General features: G+C 67.5%; 21 protein-coding genes. 9 read left to right on the forward strand and 12 right to left on the reverse strand.

Annotated features, from left to right (window positions below; genetic code table 11):
• Window position 1 precedes the first annotated feature (1 nt).
• Window positions 2–778, forward strand: coding sequence for a 23S rRNA (adenine(2030)-N(6))-methyltransferase RlmJ (locus tag P73_RS13285; RefSeq protein ID WP_043869939.1), 777 nt, complete (start codon window positions 2–4; stop codon window positions 776–778).
• 73 nt (window positions 779–851) lie between these two features.
• Window positions 852–1772 (forward strand): zinc metalloprotease HtpX, encoded by a 921-nt coding sequence (gene htpX / locus P73_RS13290; RefSeq protein ID WP_043869940.1) that lies wholly within the window; start codon window positions 852–854, stop codon window positions 1770–1772.
• A 3-nt stretch (window positions 1773–1775) separates the two neighbouring features.
• On the opposite strand, the gene P73_RS13295 is transcribed toward htpX, so the two are convergent.
• Entirely contained in the window at window positions 1776–3335 is a 1560-nt protein-coding gene (locus P73_RS13295; protein WP_043869941.1) for a helicase HerA-like domain-containing protein, read from the reverse strand.
• Between the two features lie 573 nt (window positions 3336–3908).
• On the opposite strand from P73_RS13295, the gene P73_RS13300 reads away from it, so the two are divergent.
• Window positions 3909–4610, forward strand: a complete 702-nt coding sequence (locus tag P73_RS13300; RefSeq protein WP_052453258.1) for an invasion associated locus B family protein — start codon at window positions 3909–3911, stop codon at window positions 4608–4610.
• Window positions 4611–4692: 82 nt separating this feature from the next.
• On the opposite strand, the gene P73_RS13305 is transcribed toward P73_RS13300, so the two are convergent.
• From P73_RS13305 to P73_RS13320, 4 genes are all read right to left on the reverse strand, one after another.
• On the reverse strand, window positions 4693–5904 hold the full coding sequence (locus tag P73_RS13305; protein ID WP_043869942.1) for a beta-ketoacyl-[acyl-carrier-protein] synthase family protein: 1212 nt from the start codon (window positions 5902–5904) through the stop codon (window positions 4693–4695).
• Entirely contained in the window at window positions 5901–6167 is a 267-nt protein-coding gene (locus P73_RS13310) for an acyl carrier protein (RefSeq protein ID WP_043869943.1), read from the reverse strand. The genes P73_RS13305 and P73_RS13310 overlap by 4 nt, the downstream gene beginning before the upstream one ends.
• 98 nt (window positions 6168–6265) lie before the next feature.
• Window positions 6266–7333 carry a UDP-3-O-(3-hydroxymyristoyl)glucosamine N-acyltransferase gene (lpxD, locus tag P73_RS13315; RefSeq protein ID WP_043869944.1) on the reverse strand — a complete coding sequence of 356 codons (1068 nt, stop codon included), beginning with the start codon at window positions 7331–7333 and terminating at the stop codon, window positions 6266–6268.
• Between the two features lie 127 nt (window positions 7334–7460).
• Window positions 7461–9128 (reverse strand): L,D-transpeptidase family protein, encoded by a 1668-nt coding sequence (locus tag P73_RS13320; RefSeq protein ID WP_082033362.1) that lies wholly within the window; start codon window positions 9126–9128, stop codon window positions 7461–7463.
• A 741-nt stretch (window positions 9129–9869) separates the two neighbouring features.
• Between P73_RS13320 and mepK the strand changes: the two genes are divergently transcribed.
• Window positions 9870–10439 carry a peptidoglycan L,D-endopeptidase MepK gene (gene mepK / locus P73_RS13325; RefSeq protein WP_043869945.1) on the forward strand — a complete coding sequence of 190 codons (570 nt, stop codon included), beginning with the start codon at window positions 9870–9872 and terminating at the stop codon, window positions 10437–10439.
• Between the two features lie 178 nt (window positions 10440–10617).
• Here mepK and modC read toward each other — a convergent pair whose 3' ends face one another.
• The 6 genes from modC to P73_RS13355 all read right to left on the reverse strand — a co-directional run bounded on the left by modC (window position 10618) and on the right by P73_RS13355 (window position 15163).
• The gene (modC, locus tag P73_RS13330) at window positions 10618–11715 is read right to left on the reverse strand and encodes a molybdenum ABC transporter ATP-binding protein (protein WP_043869946.1); all 1098 of its coding nucleotides are present in this window, start codon (window positions 11713–11715) and stop codon (window positions 10618–10620) included.
• Complete coding sequence (gene modB, locus P73_RS13335) at window positions 11712–12407, reverse strand: molybdate ABC transporter permease subunit (protein ID WP_043869947.1); 696 nt, start codon at window positions 12405–12407, stop codon at window positions 11712–11714. The genes modC and modB overlap by 4 nt, the downstream gene beginning before the upstream one ends.
• A gap of 6 nt (window positions 12408–12413) precedes the next feature.
• On the reverse strand, window positions 12414–13211 hold the full coding sequence (gene modA / locus P73_RS13340; RefSeq protein ID WP_043869948.1) for a molybdate ABC transporter substrate-binding protein: 798 nt from the start codon (window positions 13209–13211) through the stop codon (window positions 12414–12416).
• 69 nt (window positions 13212–13280) lie between these two features.
• Window positions 13281–13664, reverse strand: coding sequence for a winged helix-turn-helix domain-containing protein (locus tag P73_RS13345; RefSeq protein WP_043869949.1), 384 nt, complete (start codon window positions 13662–13664; stop codon window positions 13281–13283).
• Between the two features lie 130 nt (window positions 13665–13794).
• Window positions 13795–14733: an XdhC family protein gene (locus tag P73_RS13350; protein ID WP_052453259.1), complete on the reverse strand. Its 939-nt coding sequence runs from the start codon at window positions 14731–14733 to the stop codon at window positions 13795–13797.
• A gap of 214 nt (window positions 14734–14947) precedes the next feature.
• Window positions 14948–15163: a DUF1127 domain-containing protein gene (locus tag P73_RS13355; protein WP_043869950.1), complete on the reverse strand. Its 216-nt coding sequence runs from the start codon at window positions 15161–15163 to the stop codon at window positions 14948–14950.
• A gap of 249 nt (window positions 15164–15412) precedes the next feature.
• On the opposite strand from P73_RS13355, the gene kdsA reads away from it, so the two are divergent.
• From kdsA to P73_RS25030, 3 genes are all read left to right on the forward strand, one after another.
• Entirely contained in the window at window positions 15413–16258 is an 846-nt protein-coding gene (gene kdsA / locus P73_RS13360) for a 3-deoxy-8-phosphooctulonate synthase (protein WP_043869951.1), read from the forward strand.
• A 135-nt stretch (window positions 16259–16393) separates the two neighbouring features.
• Entirely contained in the window at window positions 16394–16603 is a 210-nt protein-coding gene (locus tag P73_RS13365; protein WP_043869952.1) for a hypothetical protein, read from the forward strand.
• A gap of 78 nt (window positions 16604–16681) precedes the next feature.
• Window positions 16682–16858, forward strand: a complete 177-nt coding sequence (locus P73_RS25030) for a YqaE/Pmp3 family membrane protein (protein WP_043869953.1) — start codon at window positions 16682–16684, stop codon at window positions 16856–16858.
• 72 nt (window positions 16859–16930) lie between these two features.
• Here the strand turns inward: P73_RS25030 and ndk are convergent, their stop codons facing one another.
• A complete protein-coding gene (gene ndk / locus P73_RS13375) occupies window positions 16931–17353 on the reverse strand; it encodes a nucleoside-diphosphate kinase (protein ID WP_043869954.1) in 423 nt (140 codons plus the stop codon).
• A 185-nt stretch (window positions 17354–17538) separates the two neighbouring features.
• On the opposite strand from ndk, the gene P73_RS13380 reads away from it, so the two are divergent.
• Together P73_RS13380 and P73_RS13385 are read left to right on the forward strand one after the other, a co-directional pair.
• Window positions 17539–17985: a hypothetical protein gene (locus P73_RS13380; RefSeq protein ID WP_043869955.1), complete on the forward strand. Its 447-nt coding sequence runs from the start codon at window positions 17539–17541 to the stop codon at window positions 17983–17985.
• 41 nt (window positions 17986–18026) lie between these two features.
• A complete protein-coding gene (locus P73_RS13385) occupies window positions 18027–19874 on the forward strand; it encodes an ABC-F family ATP-binding cassette domain-containing protein (RefSeq protein ID WP_043869956.1) in 1848 nt (615 codons plus the stop codon).

Here is a 19874-nt window from a genome sequence, read left to right on the forward strand (position 1 = left end):
GATGCTGTCCTACCAGCACGGTTTCCACGCCGGAAATCTCGCGGATGTGCACAAGCACGCGCTGCTCGCGGTGGCGCTCGACTACATGACGCGCAAGGACAAGCCGCTCTCCTATCTCGAGACCCATGCCGGGCGCGGGCTCTACGATCTCGCGGCCGAGCAGGCGGCAAAGACCGGAGAGGCGGCGGAGGGGATCCTGAAGGTCGCGGACTGGTTCGCCCCGGACCATCCCTATGCGCGGGCGCGGGCCGCCGTGGCCGCGGCACAGGGTCCGACGATCTACCCCGGCTCCCCGGCCATCGCGGCGGCGCTGCTGCGCGACAGCGACCGGATGCACCTCGCCGAGCTTCATCCGCAGGAACATGCCCGCCTCGAGGCGGCGATGGCGCGAAGCGGCGCGCATGTGATGCGCGAGGACGGGCTTGCCGCCGCCAACCGGCTCCTCCCGCCGACCCCCCGGCGCGGGCTGATGCTGATCGACCCGTCCTATGAGGTGAAATCGGACTATGCCACCCTGCCCGGCGCCATCGCAAAGCTGCACCGCAAGTGGAACGTGGGCGTGATCGCGCTGTGGTATCCGGTGCTGGCGACGGCGGCGCATCTGGCGATGCGCGAGGCGATCGTCGCCGCGCATCCCGACGCGCTCGCCCATGAGGTGCGGTTCCCGCCCGCGCGCGCGGGTCACGGGATGATCGGCTCGGGCATGATCGTGATCAACCCGCCCTGGGGACTTGCCGGGGAGGCGGAGCGCCTCTCCGCCCTCTTCGCCGGGCTGTGACCCGCGGGGCGATTGAACCGGGCGCGCGCATACCTACATAGATCCGGACACGAGATTTTCCGGGTGGACTCAGATGGGTTACGTGAAGACTGGACTGCTTATGGCCGCCATGACGGCCCTGTTCATGGGCATCGGCTATCTCATCGGCGGGTCGGGGGGCGCGCTGATCGCGCTCGTCGTCGCCGCGGCGATGAACGCCTTTACATGGTGGAATTCGGACAGGATGGTGCTCCGGATGCACAATGCGCAGCCGGTGCCGCGCGGCGACCGCTCGGGGCTCACGGAACTGGTCGCGGAGCTGGCCGCGAATGCCGGCCTGCCGATGCCCGCGGTCTATCTGATCGACACGGATCAGCCGAACGCCTTCGCCACCGGGCGCAACCCGGCCAATGCCGCCGTCGCGGTCACGCGCGGGCTGATGCGGACGCTTTCGCGCGAGGAACTCGCCGGGGTGATCGCCCATGAGCTCGCCCATATCCGCAACCACGACACCACGATCATGACGATCACCGCGACCTTTGCCGGGGCAATCTCCATGCTCGCCAATTTCGCGCTGTTCTTCGGCGGCGCGCGCGAGCGTCTCGGCCTTCTCGGCACGCTCGCGATGATGGTTCTCGCCCCGCTCGCCGCCGCGCTCGTCCAGATGGCGATCAGCCGGACGCGCGAATATGCCGCCGACCGCGCCGGCGCGGAGATCTGCGGTCAGCCGCTCTGGCTCGCCTCCGCGCTCGAACGCATCCAGGCGGGGGCCGCGCGGGTCGAGAACGTCGCCGCCGAGCGCAACCCGGCCACCGCGCATATGTTCATCATCAATCCGCTGAGCGGGAAAGGCGCAGACAATCTCTTTGCCACCCACCCCTCGACGGAGAACCGCGTCGCCGCGCTGCGCGAGATGGCAGGCGGACGCACCGCCCCTGCCCCTGCCGGCCGCGGCGCGCCCTGGGGGAGGACACGGGGGACGAAACCCGCTCCCCGCAAGGGGCCGTGGGGCTGACGCCTAGCGCCCCTTGAACATCCCGCCGAGGATGCCGCGCACGATGCGGCGTCCGGTGGTGCCCTTCAGCTCCTGGATCACCAGTTTCGTCACTGTCTCCCCGAGACCACCGGACTGCGCGCCGCGTGTGCTGCGCGTATAGCTTTTTCCCTCATAGCGGCGGGCCTTCGCGAAGCCGCCGCGCTCCGCGTCCCTTTCCGCCTTCTCCCGCGCCTGCGCCTCCGCCTCGGCGCGTTCTGCCGCCTCGGCCTGCGCGGCGGCCTCCTCGGCGCGTTGCGTCAGGATCTCGAAGGCGCTTTCGCGGTCGAGCACGGTCTCGTATTTCCCGGCCAGCGGAGAGGCCGCGACGATGCCGGCACGCTCTTGCGGCGCGATCGGCCCGAGATGCGAGGACGGCGGGCGGATCAGCGTGCGCTCCGCGACGCCGGGCACGCCCTTTTCCTCCAGGAAGGAGGTGACCGCCTCGCCCGTTCCGACCTCCTTGATCGCGTCGATGATCTCGAAGCGCGGATTGGCGCGGTAGGTTTCGGACGCGCGGCGCAGCGCCTTCTGGTCGCGCGCGGTAAAGGCGCGCAGCGCGTGTTGCACCCGGTTGCCGAGCTGGCCGAGGATATCCTCGGGGATGTCGTCGGGATTCTGCGTCACGAAATAGATCCCGACGCCCTTCGACCGGATCAGCCGCGCCACCTGCTCGACCTTGTCGACCAGCGCCTTCGGAGCGTCGTCGAACAGAAGATGCGCCTCGTCGAAGAAGAAGACGAACTTCGGCTTGTCGGGATTGCCCACTTCCGGCAGTTCCTCGAACAGTTCGGAGAGCAGCCACAACAGAAAGGTCGCATAGAGTTTGGGCGCCGCCATCAGCACGTCGGCGGCGAGGATGCTGATCCGGCCGCGCCCGTCCGCATCCGTGCGCATCATGTCCGACAGCTCGAGCGCCGGTTCACCGAAGAGTTTCGCGCCGCCCTGGTTTTCCAGCACCAGCAGCGCGCGCTGGATCGCCCCGACGGAGGCGCGGGAGATATTGCCGTAGCGCAGTGTCAGCGCCTCCGCATTCTCGCCGCACCAGACGAGGAGCGATTGCAGGTCCTTGAGGTCGAGGAGCGGCAGCCCCTGTTCGTCGGCCACGCGGAAGGCGACGTTCAGCACGCCTTCCTGCACCTCGGTGAGGCCGAGGAACTGCGACAGCAGGAGCGGCCCCATTTCCGCAACCGTGGTGCGGATCGGATGGCCCTGCTGGCCGTAGAGATCCCAGAAGGTGACGGGAAAGGCCTCGTAGCGATAGTCGGACAGGCCGATGGTCGCCGCGCGGCCGACGAAGGAGTCATGCGTCTTCGCGTCCTCCGAGCCGGCTTTCGCAAGGCCCGAGAGATCGCCCTTCACATCCGAGAGGAAGACGGGCACGCCCTGCGCCGAGAAGCTTTCGGCGAGGATCTGGAGCGTCACGGTCTTCCCCGTCCCGGTGGCGCCCGCGATCAGCCCGTGGCGATTGCCATATTTCAGCAAAAGTTCCTGCGGCGTGCCGTAGCCCTCGCCACCGCCTCCGACAAATATGCTCCCGCCCATCCGCGACCTTCCTCCGTTCCAATCCGATTCCCCGTGAAAAGACTCGGGTTTTCAAACCCGTATGCCGTCACAATACAATTTTAACACGTTCCTGCCAGTCTGAGTCTCATCCGGCCTCCTCTCCCGAGGCCGGAGTGACTTCCTCCCTGTCTGACTGGCCGCACGGGGGCGCTTTCCCCGCGCGGCCTTTTTTCCGGCCGTCGCGATTCCGGCCCGATGCGGTCCGGGTGGCTCCTGCGCCGGCACGGGCCGCGTGAGGCGACCTTCGCCTTCACGAGACCGTGAAATTTTCCGTTGACGCGTCCGGGGCTCTGTCATACCGTTTTCACAATTAAGTCGGCCAAGTCCGACAGGGAGACATCCACGATCGCAAGATCGAGACATCCAAGATCGCAAGATCGGCAAAGGCCCCGGCTCCGTCCGGGGCTTTTGCGCGACGGGGCCGCGATCCCTGCCGCAGCCGCTCAGGGCCGCGCCCCGCCGCGCTCTTCACGGCAAATTTCGCGGATCACTCCTGACAGGCTCGAGCGGGCGTGATAGAGGAGAGGCGATGAACCAACGAGAAACGGACAGATGATGACGACCATCTCCCACAAGACCGCAAGCTATCTCTGCGCCGCCGCGCTGGCCTTCGCGACCGCCCTGCCGCTCGCCGCGCAGGAGGCAGAGGAGGCCCCCGCCGCGGAGAACGGCGCGCCTGCCGCCGAAAACGCTGCGCCTGCCACCCCGGCCGCCCCCGGCCTCTCCGCCGGAACACCGATCGAGACCGGCGACAATGTCGGCCGTGCCTATACGCTCGAGACCCAGGGCGATTGGGAAATCCGCTGCATCAACGCCCCCGAGGGGCAGGTCGATCCGTGCAGCATGTACCAGCTTCTCAAGGACGAGGACGGCACCGAGGTCGCCGAAGTGGCGATCTTCCACGTCGGGGAGGACGAGATCGAGGCGGCCGCGACCTTTACCACGCCGCTCGAGACCCTGCTGACCGGGCAGCTCGCCTTTTTCGTGGACGGCGAGAACGGGCGCAAATATCCCTTCTCCTTCTGCAACCGCGTCGGCTGTTTCGTGCGCGCGGGCCTCGCGAGCAGGGATGTGGATCTGCTGAAGAGGGGCAACGAGGGACTCATCGGCATCGTGCCGATCGGCCGTCCGGAGGAGCCGGTCACGCTGAAGATGTCGCTCAAGGGCTTCACCGCCGCCTATGACCGGGTGACCGAAATCAACGATGCGGCGCGCGAGGGCGAGACCGCCGGACAGGAACCGCCGGCCGAATAAGCCCGCGCCTCCGACCGCCCATGACGACGCCGCGCCGGATCTCCCGCGCGGCGTTTTCATGTCGCCCCCGGTGCCGGGCGGCTCAGGCGACGCGGCGCAGCGCGAGCACCGCGTTCAGCCCGCCGAAGGCGAAGGCGTTCGAGAGCGCCACTTCGACCTTCGCCTCGCGCGCCTCGTTCGGCACGACGTCGAGCGCGCATTCCGGGTCGGGCTCCTCGTAATTGATCGTCGGTGCGATGATCCCGTCGCGCAGCGCCATGATGCAGGCCAGCAGCTCCACCGCGCCCGTCCCGCCGATCAGATGGCCGTGCATGGACTTCGTCGAGGAAATCATGATGTTGTCGGCATGGGCGCCGAGCGCATCCGCGACCGCGGCGCATTCCGTCTTGTCATTGGCCGCCGTTCCGGTGCCATGGGCATTGATATAGCCGATCTCGGAACGGTCGATCCGCGCATCCTGGATCGCGCCGGAAATCGCCCGCGCCGCCCCCTGTTTCGAGGGCATCACGATGTCGGAGGCGTCCGAGGTCATGGCGAAGCCGATCACCTCCGCGAGGATCTCCGCTCCGCGCGTTTTCGCATGTTCGTATTCCTCGAAGACGAAGACCGCCGCCCCCTCCCCCTGCACCATGCCGTTGCGGTTGAGCGAGAACGGGCGGCAGGCATCCTTCGACATCACGCGCAGCCCTTCCCAGGCCTTCACGCCGCCGAAGCAGAGCATCGATTCGGAGCCGCCGGTGACCATCGCCGTGGCCGCGCCGCAGCGCACCATGTTGAAGGCCTGCCCCATCGCGTGATTGGAACTGGCACAGGCGGTGGCGACGGTGAAGGACGGGCCCTTCAGGTTGTATTCCATGCTCACATGAGAACAGGCCGCGTTGTTCATGAGCTTCGGCACGACGAAGGGATGAACGCGGTTCTTTCCCTCCTCGTAGACCATGCGGTAATTCTCGTCCTGCGTGCCGAGCCCGCCGCCCGAGGTGCCGAGGATCACGCCGGAGCGCGTCGCAAGCTCGCCGATGAATTCGAGGCCCGACTGGCGGATCGCCTCCTCGGCGGCGACGAGGGTGAATTGCGTGAAGCGGTCGTAGAGCGCCATCTGCTGACGGTTGAAGCGGCCTTCGGCATTCCAGTCGTGGATCTGGCCGCCGATCCGGATCGACAGCCGATCGACGTCGCGGAATTCGAGCTGGCCGATGCCGCATTTTCCCTCGGCGAAGGCGGCGAGCGTCGCGGGCACGTCGAGCCCCAGCGCATTGACCGTGCCAGCCCCGGTGATGACGACGCGATTCATGCCTTCTGGTCTGCGATCAGCCCCTCGACCGCCGCCACGATGGCGGCGACGGAGGAAATGTCGAATTCCGATTGTTCAGGTTCGTTCGCGTTGAAAGGCACAGAGATGTCAAAGGCTTCCTCGATTGCGAAAATGCTCTCCACAAGGCCGAGACTGTCGATCCCGAGTTCTTCGAGCGATTGGTCCATGCCGATATCGGAGGGCTCGAGAACGGCCTGTTCCGCGATGATCCCGATGATCTTCTCTTTCACATCCTGCGCCATAAGTGCCTCCTCGACGTCAAGCTGGCCCCTGACTTAGTCTGAAACGGCGGGGTTTGAAACCGTTTTTCGCATCCCCGCTGCCGGTGCCGCAGGGGCGCTCATCCCTCTCCGCGGAGCTTCGAGAGGAGCCGCGGCAGGCGACGGAGCGCCTTGTACATCTCCACATGCGTCTGCATCGCGACCGCGGGATAGCCCATCATCGCCCGGCCCGCGGCAACGTTCGACAGAATGCCGCTGCCAGCGCCGATGATCGCGCCCGATCCGATCACGAGATTGTCCGCCACGCCGGCCTGTCCGCCCATCACCACGTAATCGCCGATCACGGTCGATCCGGCGACGCCCGACTGTCCGCACAAGAGGCAATGCCGGCCCACCACCACGTTGTGCCCGATCTGGACGAGATTGTCGATCTTCGTGCCATCGCCCACCCGTGTCGGACGGATCGTCCCCTGGTCGACGGTCGCATTCGCACCGATCTCGACGTCATCGCCGATTTCCACCCCGCCGAGCGAGGCGATGCGCAGCCAGGACTGTCCCTCGGCCGCGACATCCGCGCCGAGGCTTTCGCGCGCCTCCTCGACATGGCTCTTTTCCGCGGTGACAAAGGAAAAACCGTCGCCACCGACCACCACGCCCGGATGGGCGATGAACCTGGCGCCGACCACGGTGCGCCCGCCGATCTTCACACCGGGATGCAGGAGCGCGTCAGGCCCGAGCGACACGTCCGCGCCGATCACCACGTGGCTGCCGATGCGCGCGCCCGCCCCGATCCGCGCCCGCGCGCCGACCACCACGAAGGCGCCGATCGCCGCCCCCGGACCGATCTCCGCCGTTCCGTCGATCACCGCGGTCGGATGGATCCCCTCCGCAAGCCCCAGCCCCGGATCGAAACTCGCGGTGACGCCCGCCATGGCAAGCCGCCCGCGGCGCACGAGGATCGCCGCCCTGAGCCCGAACGCGCGCCAGTCCGCATCCGCCCAGAGCACCGCCGCCTCCGCCGCGCCCTTTTCGAGCGCGGGGGCGAATTTCGGATCCATCGCCAGCGCGAGATCCCCGGCACCGGCTTCCTGCGGTTCGCAGGCACGGCGCACGACGAGGTCCCCTTCCCCTTCGTAGGGCGCGCCGAGGCGGGTGGCGAGTTCGGCAATGGTGATGGGCTCGGACATGGGACCTCCTTGGGACCTCCTTGCGGCATTCGCCGAAGACATAAGGTCTTTGCGGACCTTTGAAAAGGAAAGGCGCCCGAAGGCGCCTCCCGCTGTTGCGAAGCCATGTCGACCAAGGCGCCGCGGCTCAGCCGCCGACGGCGCGGAGCTGGACACCCTTCTGTTGCAGCGCCTGCCAGATCTTCTCGTCGCGGCCATAGATGTCGCGGCGGTATTCCATTCCGCCTTTCGGCAGGGTGATCGCGGTGCGATAGACGAGGTGCACCGGAACGTGCTGTTCGAGCTCGACCACGGTCTCCCGTCCGGTGTTGAGCCGCGCGCGGAAGAAGCCCTCGGGATCGGACGTCTGCCTTGCGAGCAGCGTATAGGCGAAGTCGAAGGGCTGTTGCAGCCGGATGCAGCCATGCGAATAGGCGCGCGTCTCGTGGCCGAAGAGCGACTTCGACGGCGTGTCGTGCAGGTAGATGTTATACTTGTTCGGGAACATGAACTTCACGAGCCCGAGCGCGTTGCCGTCCGAAGGCGGCTCCTTCATCGCGAAGGGAAAGGTCGAGGGCGTGTAGGCGGCGAAGTTGATCGCCGAACGCGGGACCGTCCGGCCGTTGCGGTCGACGATCCGCAGGTGGCCGGCCGCGTTCGGATTGCGCTGCATCATCGGCAGGTATTCCTTGACCGTGATCGAGCGCGGCACGTTCCAGGTGGGGTTGATCACCATGAATTCCATCTCGTCGGAGAATTCCGGGCTGCGCCGGTCCGGCTGCGTCGCGCCGATGACGGAGCGCGTCTCGAAGGTCACGCGGTCGTTGTCCATGATCTTCGCCGTGAAATCGGTGAGATTGACCCAGATATGGCGCTGGCCCCGGTCGAAGTTCATCCAGCGTTCGCGTTCGATCGCGACGAGGATGGAAGCGAGCCGTTCCTCCGGCGGGACGTTGATCTGCGACAGCGTGCCCGGCCCGGCCACGCCGTCCGGCGCGAGCCCGTGACGGATCTGGAAAAGCTGCACCGCCCGGCTCATGTCGGCATCATAGCTCGTGGAGGCGGAGCGCGGCAGATATCCCATGGCCATCAGCCGGTTGCGCAGGATCACGACGCCATTTCCGGACTGGCCGGCCTCGTATTTCGAGCCCGGCACCTCCTGGCCCCAGCCGCCCTGCGCGAGCACCTCCTCGAGCCTCGCCTTCTCCCTCAGGAGCCGGGCGTATTCCGGCGAGGAGGGTTCGAGCGCGCGCAGATAGGCCTGCGGGTTGGATCTCGCGAAATTCGTCAGTACCGAGACGCCGTCGCGATAGGGCACCTGGCGGACGATGCCGCTGTCGATGCGCGAAGGCACGAGCTGGCCGGTCTGGACGTCGCGGGCATAGTCGAGAAAGAGCTTCGCCATCGCCACCTCGGCCCGCCCGAGGTCGCGTTCCGACCGGATCGCCCGCAGATCGGCGGTGAGGAGCGTCGTGTCATAGGGGGCAAGCCCCTTCTCGGGCGCGAGTTGCACGGCGCGCAGAAGCGCCTGGCGCCGCGCCCTGGCCCGCGCGGAGTCATCCGCAAAGACGGGCGTGTAGCCGTTCGCGCGGTAGAAGGCGGTGAGATCCTTCGACTCCGCCGCCGCTTCCGCGATCGACTGCATGAGCGCGCTCACCTGCTGGGCGGCGACCGGCGCGGGGGCGACGGTCAGGACGGCCGCGCCGGAAAGCGCGCCGAGCGACACCGAAGCCGCCAGCGTGACGGCACGCAGCCCGCCGCGCAGGGGGGACTCATTCTCGTTCCGGCCGCGACGGGCCAGGGGAAAAAACAACATCATTGCGCCTCGAAACCTTGTTCAGCAGTCTTGCGAAAACGCTACAGGAATTCCGGTCGGGCCGTGAGGGGGAAGAAACGAGCTTTCCCTTCATGTGCCCAATCCACCACACATCCCGTGAAAGGCGGCAGCGGCATCATTTTCCCCTAGCCTTTGAAAAGTCTTGCAAAACATCCTCTCCACGACACCAGCGACAGGGCATGGCGGGTGCCCGGCAAGGCGGGTTGCGGGGCGGGGCCTGCGGACGCGGCATCAACCCCGCCTCCCCATTTTGCGCGAGATCCCGCCGATTTCGCTCTGGTGACGAGGGTGTCATGAAACCCGCGCTTGGCCGGTGAATCATGATGTGCAATAAGAACGCAGAACATCTGAAAAGATGCGTTAAAGGGTTCGACCAGGACGCGATCCAGTTGGAAGCGGCGGACCCGAGAGGGCGAGGACGGTGACGGACGAGGCCATGGCCTCGCGAGCTCCCCTGCCGATTTCGGGATACGTTTCTTCCGGACCGATCTTGCCGGACCTGCCCCATGGGGGCGCGGGGATCCTGCGGCTTGGGCCGGACTCCCTCACGCTCCGACGCATCCTGCCGCGGCAGGATCCTTGGGACAGGGCCGGAATGACCGGCTCCGCCACGGATCGGGCATCAGGTCACGACGGTTCAAGAATGCCGCGAAAAAGCGGCGCAACTCGAAAAAAACCGCTTGAGGCGGGAACAGGTAAGCGACGGGACGCTTTGAGAGAATGACCAAGGACGCAACGAGCGTAATTTCACGCCGCGGAATTCTGCGCGGCTTCGCAGCAGCAGCACTGAGCGCAGCACCGGTATATGCCAACGCGGCAGGGTTCCTGCGCGGCGCGGGCGACATCCGCCGGATCAACATGTATTCGGGCCGCACCGGCGAGAGCATCGACACGATCTACTGGATCGAGGGCGAATATATCCCCGATGCGCTCAAGGAAATCACCTATTTCATGCGCGACTGGCGCAATGCCAAGCTGATGGGCATCGATGCGCGCACGGTGGACATCATGGCGGCCTCCCACAGCCTTATGGACGTGACCGAGCCCTACATGCTGCTGTCGGGCTACCGCTCGCCGGAAACCAACGCCATGCTGCGCTCGCGGTCCGGCGGGGTGGCGAAGAACTCCCTCCACCTGAAGGGCCAGGCCGCGGACCTGCGTCTCAAGTCGCGCTCGGTCAAACAGATGGCCGCCGCCGCGCAAGCCTGTTCCGCGGGCGGTGTCGGCACCTATTACGGCTCCGGTTTCGTGCATATGGACTGCGGTCCGGTCCGCACCTGGAACGGTTGATCGCTCACGCGATTGGGGAAACGCCGGATCGCTCAGGCGATCTGAGACATGGCGGATCGCTGACGGGTCTGTCAGCGCTCCAGACCGAGAGACCCCATGAAACAAGCCGCCCCGAGGGCGGCTTTTTCGTTGCGCCTCTCCCGGCGCCGCCGTGCCTCCGCGACACTGGGCTCAGGGCTCAGGCGCCGGGACCGCCGCCGCCGATGTCGGAAGGTGCGGAGGAGACGCTCTTGACGATGGCATGGACCGCAACGCCCGGTGCCAGTCCAAGGGCGGCGCGCGACCGGTGAGTGATCCGCGCCAGAACCCGGCCCGCCGGGGTATCGAGCGCCACCATCGCGCCCGGCCCCTCTCCTTCGCGGATCTCCGCCACGGTTCCGGGAAAGATGTTGAGCGCCGACAGCCCTTCTGGCCGGGCGCGCGACAGGATCACGTCATGGGCGGCGATCCGTAGTCGCAGCACCGCCCCCGGCCCCTGCGCCACCCGCGGCAGGAACACCGGCACGCCGCCCGCCGAAAGCTCGGTGAGCCCGTCGGCGTGATGTGCCACGACCTGCGCCGTCACCACCGCCCCCGCGGCCCGCGCCCCGGTCGGAAGCACGGCCGGATCGCCCAGGACCTCCGCGGCGGGCCCCTGCCGGATCACCCGGCCGTCTTCGAGCGCGACGACCGTCGTCGCGAGCCGGGCAACTTCGGAGGCGGAATGGCTGACGAAGAGGATCGGGACGTTCACCTCGTCGCGCAGCCGCTCGAAATAGGGCAGGATCTCCGCCTTGCGCGCCTCGTCGAGGGCGGCGAGCGGTTCGTCCGCGAGGATGATCTTCGGGGCGGAGAGCAGCGCCCGGCCGATCGCGACACGCTGTTTCTCCCCCCCCGACAGCGCGCCGGGGCGGCGGTCGAGCAAGGCGCCGATGCCCAGCATCTCGACGACGCGGCCCATCTCCTCGCGCGGGGCGTCCTTCGGCGCGAACCAGGCGCCGTAGCGCAGATTCTGCCGCACGGTGAGGTGCGGAAACAGCCGCCCCTCCTGAAAGATATAGCCAAGGCGCCGGCGATGCGGCTTCAGCCGCAGCCCGGCCGCGGTGTCGAGCAGCGTCCAGTCGCCGGCGGCGATGCGCCCGCGATCCGGCATCAGCAGCCCGGCCACCGCGTTCACGATCGTCGTCTTGCCCGACCCGGACCGGCCGAACAGCACGGTGAGACCCGGCGGCGCCTCGAACCGCGCGTCGAGCGTGAAGCCGGGGAAGTCGTGGTGAAGCGCGACCTCCAGCATCATTTCCCTCCCACGCGCGCCGCCACGCGCCGGCCGATCAGTTCGGAGAGCAGGAGCGCGGTCATCGCGACCACGACGGAGACGAGGACGAGTTTCATCGCTGCCCCCTCCCCGCCCGGCACCTGGAGGAAGGCATAGATCGCGGAGGGGATCGTGCGGGTCTGGCCCGGAATGTTGGACACGAAGGTGATGGTCGCCCCGAATTCCCCCATCGCCTTGGCGAAGGCAAGGATCGCCCCCGCGACAATGCCCGGAAGCGTCATTGGCAGGGTCACGGTCAGGAACACCCAGGCCGGCGAAGCGCCGAGCGTCGCCCCCGCCTGTTCGAGCTTCGGATCGACCGCCTCGAGGGACAGCCGGATCGCCCGCACCATGAGCGGAAAGGCCATGACCCCGGCGGCCAGCGCGGCCCCGGTCCAGCGGAAGGCGAAGACGATGCCGACCTCCGCGAGCAGCCCGCCGACCGGCCCCCGCGCGCCCATGGTGAGCAGCAGAAGATAGCCCGTCACCACGGGTGGCAGGATGAGCGGCAGATGCACGATGCCGTTGAGGACCTGCTTGCCCGGAAAGCGCCAGCGGGCGAGCGCATAGGCGGTGAACAGGCCCAGCGGCAGGCTGACCAGAGTCGCCCAGAAGGAGACCTTGAGGGAGAGCGCTACCGCCCTCCACTCCTCGGGACCGAGCCACTCCGCCATTGCGCGTCAGTTGCCGCCGACCACGACGAATCCCTGGCCCTCGAAGGCCGCGCGCGCATCGGGTCCGCGCAGGTAGTCGAGGAATTCGCTTTCTGCCGGGATATCGCGGGTCGCGAGATCCGCGGCAGGATAGACGATCGGCGGATGGCTGTCGGCGGGGAAGGTTCCGACCACGGTCACGTTGTCATCGGCCACCGCATCGGTCGCATAGACGATGCCATAGGGTGCCTCGCCGGTGGAAACGAGCGTGAGCGCCGTGCGCACGTTGTCGGATTGCGCCACCTGGTCCTCGACGCCGCTCCAGAGCCCGAGGCTTTCGAGCGACGCCTTGCCGTAGATCCCGGCAGGCACCGCATCGACCAGCGCCATGGCGAGCCGCCCGCCGTCCAGGAGGCCGACGAGATCCAGGTCGGGTCCGATCTCCACCGGCGCGGCCTCCGCGCCATGCGCGACGAGCACGATGGAATTGTTGAGCAGGTCAAATCGCGTGTCCGGTTCGAGCAGCCCCTCCTCCTCGAGCGTGTCCATCCACTCGGCATTCGCGGAGATGAAGATATCGGCCGGCGCGCCCTGCTGGATCTGGCGGGCGAGCGCGGAGGAACCGGCGAAGGAGATGGCGAGGTCGTGGCCGCTTTCCGCCTCGAACGCCTGTTCGATCTCGGTGAGTGCGTTGGTCAGGCTCGCGGCGGCGAAGACGGTGATCTCCTCGGCCGCGGCGGTCGACGGCGCGGCACAGGCGAGCGAGAGGCCGAGCGCCGTGGAGACGGCGGCAACTGCGGAAGGCGTGCGACGGAAAACGGTCATGCGAAGACATCCCTGATGGTTGTTATGGTCGGGAAAACATATCGCAAGGTCCGCGCATATTCTCAAGCGTTATTTTTCTTTGGACATATCGCGCAGCATGGACTGAAGGGCGCCGATCCGCGCGGCGCCCGCCTCCGCCATGATCTCCTCGAGCTTGCGATAATGGCCCAGAACGGCCTCGCCCGCCGGGGTCACCCGCGCCCCGCCCCCCTTCGCGCCGCCGCGGGAGCTGTCGACGAGCGGCTCGGCGAAGGCCGCGTTCATCTCCTCGACCAGCATCCACGCCCGCTTGTAACTCATTGCCATCGCGCGCCCGGCGGCGGCGATCGAGCCGGTGTCCCGGATCAGTTCGAGCAGATCGGCCTTTCCGGGCCCGAGCACGAGATCGTCGTCGAACTGGATACGGATGCGCAGGCGCGGTTTTGGGGCACTGGGGGCGGATGGATCTGTCATGACAGGGTTATGCCAGAGAGGGAAATCTCCGGGCAAGCGCTATCGCGAGCCGGGCCGCGCCTCTCCGGCGATTGGACCGTCACGACGGATGTCGATATTTTCAATAGAATATAACGCGCCCGTGCCGCAGTCAGGAAATCCGCGCGTGATCGAGAACCTGCGCGATGACACCGGCCGCGAGCGATCTCGGGTCGCGCGCATGCGGGACGAGGCCGAAGGGCCGGACCAGCCGGGAGATCTCCGCCTCGGAGACCCCCATCTGCACGAGCGCGGCCTCGCGCGTCGCCCGCGCCCGCGCGCTGCCCTGCGCCCCGATATAGAGCGCGGGGCTTTTCAGAATCGAGGCGAGGAGCGGCGGTTCCCAGTCGTGGTCGTGGAAGAACAGCGCGACGGCGGTCCGCGCGTCGATCCCGAAATCCCAGGGCCCCTCCTGCGAGACCAGCTCCCGCGCCCCGCGCACCCCGCCCCGCGTCTCCTCGTCGGGTGACCAGAGCTCGGCGGCGACATCCATGGCCCCGGCGATCTCATAGACCGTGCGGGCCTCGACCCCCTTGCCGAGCACGATCAGGCGCAGTTGCGGCACGATCGAGAGGGTGAATCCCTCCTCGCACGCCCCTTCCACGAGCGCCCCCTCCGGTGTGATGGAGAGAGTCGCGCCCTCGCGCGCGACGAGCCGGGCCTGCACCGCCTCGAGGACCGGGCGGGAGGGCGCCGGCACGAGCGTGATCTCGAGCCCGCCGCCACAGGGGAGTTGCAGATCCATGAAGGGCGAGCCGCGGCCGTAGCGCAACCGGCGGGAGACGCCGCCTTGCAGGCATTCAAGCGCGTGGATCACCACATCGTCCTCGATGCAGCCGGAACTCAGTGATCCGGTCCGCCGCCCGTCCGCATCCACGACCATCGCCGCCCCGAGGGGCCGGTAGGAGGGACCTTCCACCGCGGTGATCACCGCAAGGCAGCAGCGATCGGCCGCGAGCGCGGCGGCGAGCGGGATCTCGCGTTCGCAGATTGCGACGCGCTGGCATGTGTCCGCCGGGTGGGGCCGCTGGTCGGTCCGGAGATGGTCCATCGTGAGCTCTCCTCCTGGGGGCGCCACAGGGGCGCACAGACCGCAGATGTACGTTGCCCGACCGGCATGTCAACCTTTGGCCCGACCGTGCGGGTCCCCTGCACGGCCGCAGGGCGCGCATAAAAAAGCCCGCGAGCGGGAGGAGGATGCTCGCGGGCTTCGGTGGCGCCGGACCAGGGGAGGAGGAAGTCCGGCGCGAAAGGGAACGGGACGCTCAGACGCGGCGGGCGGCCTCCGCAGCGATGTCGCGGATCGCGTCGCGCGAGATGCCGATATCGGTCAGGTCGCGGTCGCTCAGGGCGGAGAGCTCGCGGCAGATGCGCGCCATCTCGGCACGGCGGGCACGGCGCAGGGAGACATCGGCGCGCAGGGCCGCGAAACGGCTCTGGATGGCGGCCGTGATGGGGAAAGTCCGGGTCAGGGTGGCCATGCTCTTCGCTCCTTCCGGTATCGGGCTTCTGTGGCTGGGACCGCTGCGGGGCCCTGTTGCGTTTCGGGGCCTATATGCTTTCGTTAGCGCGAACACACCAGAGCCGGATCGCGAAAGCCGCCATGCGATGTGCTCATGGCTTGCCGGCCGCCCGCGGGCGGCGCTCTTGCCAGAGGGGCGCCTCGTGGTCTATGAGCGGCATCGCTGCCCGCGCCAAGCGTGCGCGCCGCGCCAGAGAAGGAGCCTGCCATGAGCCCGACCCCCACCCCTGCCAGAACCGTCGAGATCAGCGACCGGGTCGCCCTGTCGAACGCCCTGCCCTTCGGCCTCATCGCCGGCCCCTGCCAGCTCGAAAGCCTCGATCACGCGCGCATGCTGGCCGAAAGGATCGCGGAGGCCTGCGCGCCCTCCGGCACGCCCTTCATCTTCAAGGGCTCCTATGACAAGGCGAACCGCTCCTCGCTCTCGGGCAGGCGCGGACTGGGCGCGGAGAAGGGCCTCACAATCCTGTCGAAGATCCGCGAGGAATTCGGCTGTCCGGTGCTCACCGACGTGCATGAGACGCATCATTGTGCGACGGCCGCCGAGGCGGTGGACGTGCTCCAGATCCCCGCCTTCCTCTGCCGCCAGACCGACCTCCTGCTCGCGGCCGGCGAGACGGGCCGGACGGTCAACGTCAAGAAAGGGCAGTTCCTCGCGCCCTGGGACATGGACAATGTCGCGGCCAAGCTGGCTTCCACCGGCAACGAAAAGATCCTCCTGTGCGATCGCGGCACCTCCTTCGGCTACAACACGCTGGTGAGCGATTTCCGCGGGCTGCCGCGTATGGCCCAAACGGGGTATCCGGTGGTGTTCGACGCCACCCATTCGGTGCAGCAGCCGGGCGGGCAAGGCAGCTCGACCGGCGGCGACCGCACCATGGTGCCGGTGCTCGCGCGCGCCGCCGTCGCGGTGGGCGTCGCCTGCCTCTTCATCGAGACGCACGAGGATCCCGACAACGCGCCCTCGGACGGGCCGAACATGCTCAGGATCGAGGATCTCGGCCCGCTGCTCGACCGGCTTCATGCGCTCGACGAAATCGTGAAACCGGGCTGAGTTGCGGCACTACCGGGCAAAATTGCCACAATTTCCCGTGAAATGTCGCAACTCCGACTCGTTTTCCGCGTTGGCGTGGCATAATGGGAGTCTGAAACGGGCTCCTTGAGAAGCCCGCAACACATGAGGCACCACATGGCAAGCGCAGCACCGCAGACCCGTCAGACCCCGCAGGAACCCGAGGCCCGCGAGGAAGACGAGTCCTACTCACAGGACTCTTCGCAAACATCCGGCGCCCCCTCCGACACCGGCGCGGGCCGGTCGGAGACGACCGGCACGATCCCGATCCCCCTTCCCACGAAGAAACCCCGAACCTACCGCTTCCACGACTGGGCGCTGATCTGATCCGCGGGTCCGGCAGCCGCCGGGAACCTTGGTCCGGTCCTTTCCGTTGACATGTCAACACAAGGAAAGGAGAGCCCCATGGACCTCGTCCGCATCATCCTCGCGATCATCCTCCCGCCGCTCGGCGTGTTCTTCCAGGTGGGACTGGGCAAGCATTTCTGGATCAACGTGCTGCTCACCCTTCTGGGCTACATCCCCGGCATCGTCCACGCGGTGTGGATCATTGCCCGCACGCCCGACACCCGCCGGATCTGATCCCGGCCCGGAACACATGAGAAAGGCCGCCCCGCGGGGCGGCCTTTTCCGTTTCCGGGAATTCCGGCCGGCTCAGCCGACGAGTTCGAGACCGGAGAAGAAATAGGCGATCTCCTCGGCGGCCGTTTCCGGCGCGTCGGAACCGTGGACGGAGTTTTCACCTACGGAGAGCGCATATTCGGCGCGGATCGTGCCGGGGGCGGCATCGGCCGGGTTGGTCGCGCCCATGACTTCACGGTTCTTCGCGATGGCGTTCTCGCCTTCGAGCACCTGCACGACCACCGGCTCGGACGTCATGAATTCGCACAGCTCGCCGAAGAAGGGACGATCCTTGTGCACACCGTAGAAGGTCTGCGCCTGCTCGAGCGTCATCCGGATGCGCTTGGAGGCGATGACGCGCAGGCCCGCTTCCTCGAGCTTCGCGGTGATGGCGCCCGTCAGGTTGCGCTTGGTGGCGTCGGGCTTGATGATGGAGAAGGTGCGTTGGATCGCCATGGAAACCTCTTGCGGCTGAAAGTCGTCGGAAGGGCCCGGCCAGTCCCGCGCCCCGTGATCGCGCGCCGGATAACATGGGGGGCGCGGTTTGGAAAGCGGTGATTGAGCGCGGCTTGACAGGGAGGGCCGGCGGGCGCGACAAATCCTGTGCCGCGCATCCCTGCCCGCGCAAAAGGAGATCCGCCATGCGCCGTCCCGCCGCCGTCCTCGCCGCCGCCCTGCTCGCGGCGCTTGCGCTTGCCGCCCCGATGGCGGCGCAGGACCGTCTCGACGGCTATCCGCTCTATGACGACCGGCGCGCGATGATCCGCACGCTCACCGATCTGGCGACGGCGGGGGACTATCCCGGCCTGATCCGGGCGCTGTCGGGCACCCGTGCCTACAGCGAGGCGGAGGTGACGAGCCTCGCCGAGAAGCTCGACACGATCTATGGACCCTCGCTCGACCGCAGCGACATTCTCTATCACCGCGAACTCTCGGGATCCTGGGTCGAGGAAGTGCTCGCCTTCTGGCCTGCGGGCGGCACCGACTATTTCTATATCAACATCGTCTCGCACAAGCGCGAGGAGGGCATCATCCCGGTCTGGTGGCGCTACAATTCCGATATCGAGGGCGTGCTGCCCTCCTTCTGACCCCACTGGACCGCCCTGCCGCGCGCTGATATGCGGACGACATGCTGAAGATCCGCGACATCACCTATTCCGTCGAAGGCCGCACCCTGATCGAGGGTGCCTCCGTCACCATTCCCACCGGCCACAAGGTCGGGATCGTGGGCCGCAACGGCGCGGGCAAGACCACGCTGTTCCGCATCATCCGCAGTGAGCTCACGCTCGAGGGCGGTGCGATCGAGGTGCCGTCGCGCGCCCGCATCGGCGGCGTCGCGCAGGAGGTGCCGGGCAACGAGGTCTCGCTGCTCGACACGGTGCTCGCCGCGGACACCGAGCGCGCCGCGCTGATGGCGGAGGCAGAGACCGCCACAGATCCCCATCGCATCGCGGAGATCCAGACCCGGCTCGCCGATATCGACGCCTGGAGCGCGGAAGGCCGCGCCTCCGCGATTCTCCGGGGCCTCGGGTTCACCGAAGACGAGATCGCCATGCCCTGCTCCGCCTTTTCCGGCGGCTGGCGGATGCGCGTGGCCCTCGCGGGGGTGCTGTTCTCCCAGCCCGATTTCCTGCTGCTCGACGAGCCGACGAACTATCTCGACCTCGAGGGCGCGCTCTGGCTCGAGACATATCTGGCGCGCTATCCGCATACCGTGCTGCTGATCTCCCACGATCGCGCGCTGCTGAACCGCGCCGTCGGCTCGATCCTGCACCTGGAGAGCAAGAAGCTGACGCTCTACACCGGCGGTTATGACGATTTCACGCGCACCCGTGCCGCCCAGCGGGCGGTGCAGGCCGCGGCGGCGAAAAAGCAGGAGGCGCAGCGCGCCCATCTCCAGAGCTTCGTCGACCGGTTCAAGGCGAAGGCGTCGAAGGCGAAACAGGCGCAGAGCCGCGTCAAGATGCTCGAGAAGATGGAGACGATCACCGCGCCCGAGGATGCGGCGCGCGTCGTCTTCACCTTCCCCGAGCCCGAGGAACTGTCCCCGCCGATCCTGCGGCTCGAAGGCGTCTCCGTCGGCTACGACGGCAAGGCGGTGCTCCAGCGCCTCGACCTGCGCATCGACCAGGACGACCGCATCGCGCTTCTGGGGCGCAACGGCGAGGGCAAGTCGACGCTGTCGAAACTGCTGTCGGACCGGCTCGACCCGATGGGTGGGGAGATCACCCGGCATCGCAAGCTGCGCGTCGGCTTCTTCGCCCAGCACCAGGTGGACGAGCTGCATCTCGACGAGAGTCCGCTGCAACACCTGCGCCGTGCCCTGCCCGGTCTCGAACCGACAAAGCTGCGTGCGCGGCTCGCGGGCTTCGGCCTCGGTGCGGATCAGGCGGAGACCGAGGTCGGGCGGCTGTCGGGCGGGCAGAAGGCGCGGCTGTCGCTGCTGCTCGCCACGCTCGACGCGCCGCATCTTCTGATCCTCGACGAACCGACGAACCACCTCGACATCGAGAGCCGCGAAGCGCTGGTCGAGGCGCTGACCGAATACACCGGCGCGGTGGTGCTCGTGTCGCATGACATGCACCTTCTGTCGCTCGTCGCGGACCGGCTCTGGCTCGTGAAGGACGGGCGCGTGTCGCCCTATGAGGACGATCTCGACGCCTATCGCCGCCTGCTGCTGACCGGCGACGACAAGCCGAAGGAGGACAGGCCAAAGCCTGCGCCGAAGCCCCGCCGCGCCTCCCGCGACGAAATCCTCGCCCTGCGCGCCGAGGTGCGCAAATGCGAGGACCGCGTCGAAAAGCTCACCGACATGAGCGAAAAGCTCCAGGTGAAGCTCGCCAATCCCGAACTCTACGAGGACAAGGCCGCCGCCGTGGTCTGGCAGAAGAAATATGCCGAGGTGAGCGAGGCCATGGCCCGCGCCGAGGCGATGTGGATGGACGCGCTCGAAAAGCTCGAGACCGCGGGGGGCTGA

Source organism: Celeribacter indicus (assembly GCF_000819565.1).
Lineage (GTDB): Bacteria > Pseudomonadota > Alphaproteobacteria > Rhodobacterales > Rhodobacteraceae > Celeribacter > Celeribacter indicus.

What these genes read in the sequence shown, in the direction of transcription:
- P73_RS13285 (WP_043869939.1), top strand. Translation starts at nt 2, where the DNA reads ATGCTGTCCTACCAGCACGGTTTCCACGCCGGAAATCTCGCGGATGTG.
- htpX (WP_043869940.1), top strand. Translation starts at nt 852, where the DNA reads ATGGGTTACGTGAAGACTGGACTGCTTATGGCCGCCATGACGGCCCTG.
- P73_RS13295 (WP_043869941.1), bottom strand. Translation starts at nt 3,335, where the DNA reads ATGGGCGGGAGCATATTTGTCGGAGGCGGTGGCGAGGGCTACGGCACG.
- P73_RS13300 (WP_052453258.1), top strand. Translation starts at nt 3,909, where the DNA reads ATGATGACGACCATCTCCCACAAGACCGCAAGCTATCTCTGCGCCGCC.
- P73_RS13305 (WP_043869942.1), bottom strand. Translation starts at nt 5,904, where the DNA reads ATGAATCGCGTCGTCATCACCGGGGCTGGCACGGTCAATGCGCTGGGG.
- P73_RS13310 (WP_043869943.1), bottom strand. Translation starts at nt 6,167, where the DNA reads ATGGCGCAGGATGTGAAAGAGAAGATCATCGGGATCATCGCGGAACAG.
- lpxD (WP_043869944.1), bottom strand. Translation starts at nt 7,333, where the DNA reads ATGTCCGAGCCCATCACCATTGCCGAACTCGCCACCCGCCTCGGCGCG.
- P73_RS13320 (WP_082033362.1), bottom strand. Translation starts at nt 9,128, where the DNA reads ATGTTGTTTTTTCCCCTGGCCCGTCGCGGCCGGAACGAGAATGAGTCC.
- mepK (WP_043869945.1), top strand. Translation starts at nt 9,870, where the DNA reads ATGACCAAGGACGCAACGAGCGTAATTTCACGCCGCGGAATTCTGCGC.
- modC (WP_043869946.1), bottom strand. Translation starts at nt 11,715, where the DNA reads ATGATGCTGGAGGTCGCGCTTCACCACGACTTCCCCGGCTTCACGCTC.
- modB (WP_043869947.1), bottom strand. Translation starts at nt 12,407, where the DNA reads ATGGCGGAGTGGCTCGGTCCCGAGGAGTGGAGGGCGGTAGCGCTCTCC.
- modA (WP_043869948.1), bottom strand. Translation starts at nt 13,211, where the DNA reads ATGACCGTTTTCCGTCGCACGCCTTCCGCAGTTGCCGCCGTCTCCACG.
- P73_RS13345 (WP_043869949.1), bottom strand. Translation starts at nt 13,664, where the DNA reads ATGACAGATCCATCCGCCCCCAGTGCCCCAAAACCGCGCCTGCGCATC.
- P73_RS13350 (WP_052453259.1), bottom strand. Translation starts at nt 14,733, where the DNA reads ATGGACCATCTCCGGACCGACCAGCGGCCCCACCCGGCGGACACATGC.
- P73_RS13355 (WP_043869950.1), bottom strand. Translation starts at nt 15,163, where the DNA reads ATGGCCACCCTGACCCGGACTTTCCCCATCACGGCCGCCATCCAGAGC.
- kdsA (WP_043869951.1), top strand. Translation starts at nt 15,413, where the DNA reads ATGAGCCCGACCCCCACCCCTGCCAGAACCGTCGAGATCAGCGACCGG.
- P73_RS13365 (WP_043869952.1), top strand. Translation starts at nt 16,394, where the DNA reads ATGGCAAGCGCAGCACCGCAGACCCGTCAGACCCCGCAGGAACCCGAG.
- P73_RS25030 (WP_043869953.1), top strand. Translation starts at nt 16,682, where the DNA reads ATGGACCTCGTCCGCATCATCCTCGCGATCATCCTCCCGCCGCTCGGC.
- ndk (WP_043869954.1), bottom strand. Translation starts at nt 17,353, where the DNA reads ATGGCGATCCAACGCACCTTCTCCATCATCAAGCCCGACGCCACCAAG.
- P73_RS13380 (WP_043869955.1), top strand. Translation starts at nt 17,539, where the DNA reads ATGCGCCGTCCCGCCGCCGTCCTCGCCGCCGCCCTGCTCGCGGCGCTT.
- P73_RS13385 (WP_043869956.1), top strand. Translation starts at nt 18,027, where the DNA reads ATGCTGAAGATCCGCGACATCACCTATTCCGTCGAAGGCCGCACCCTG.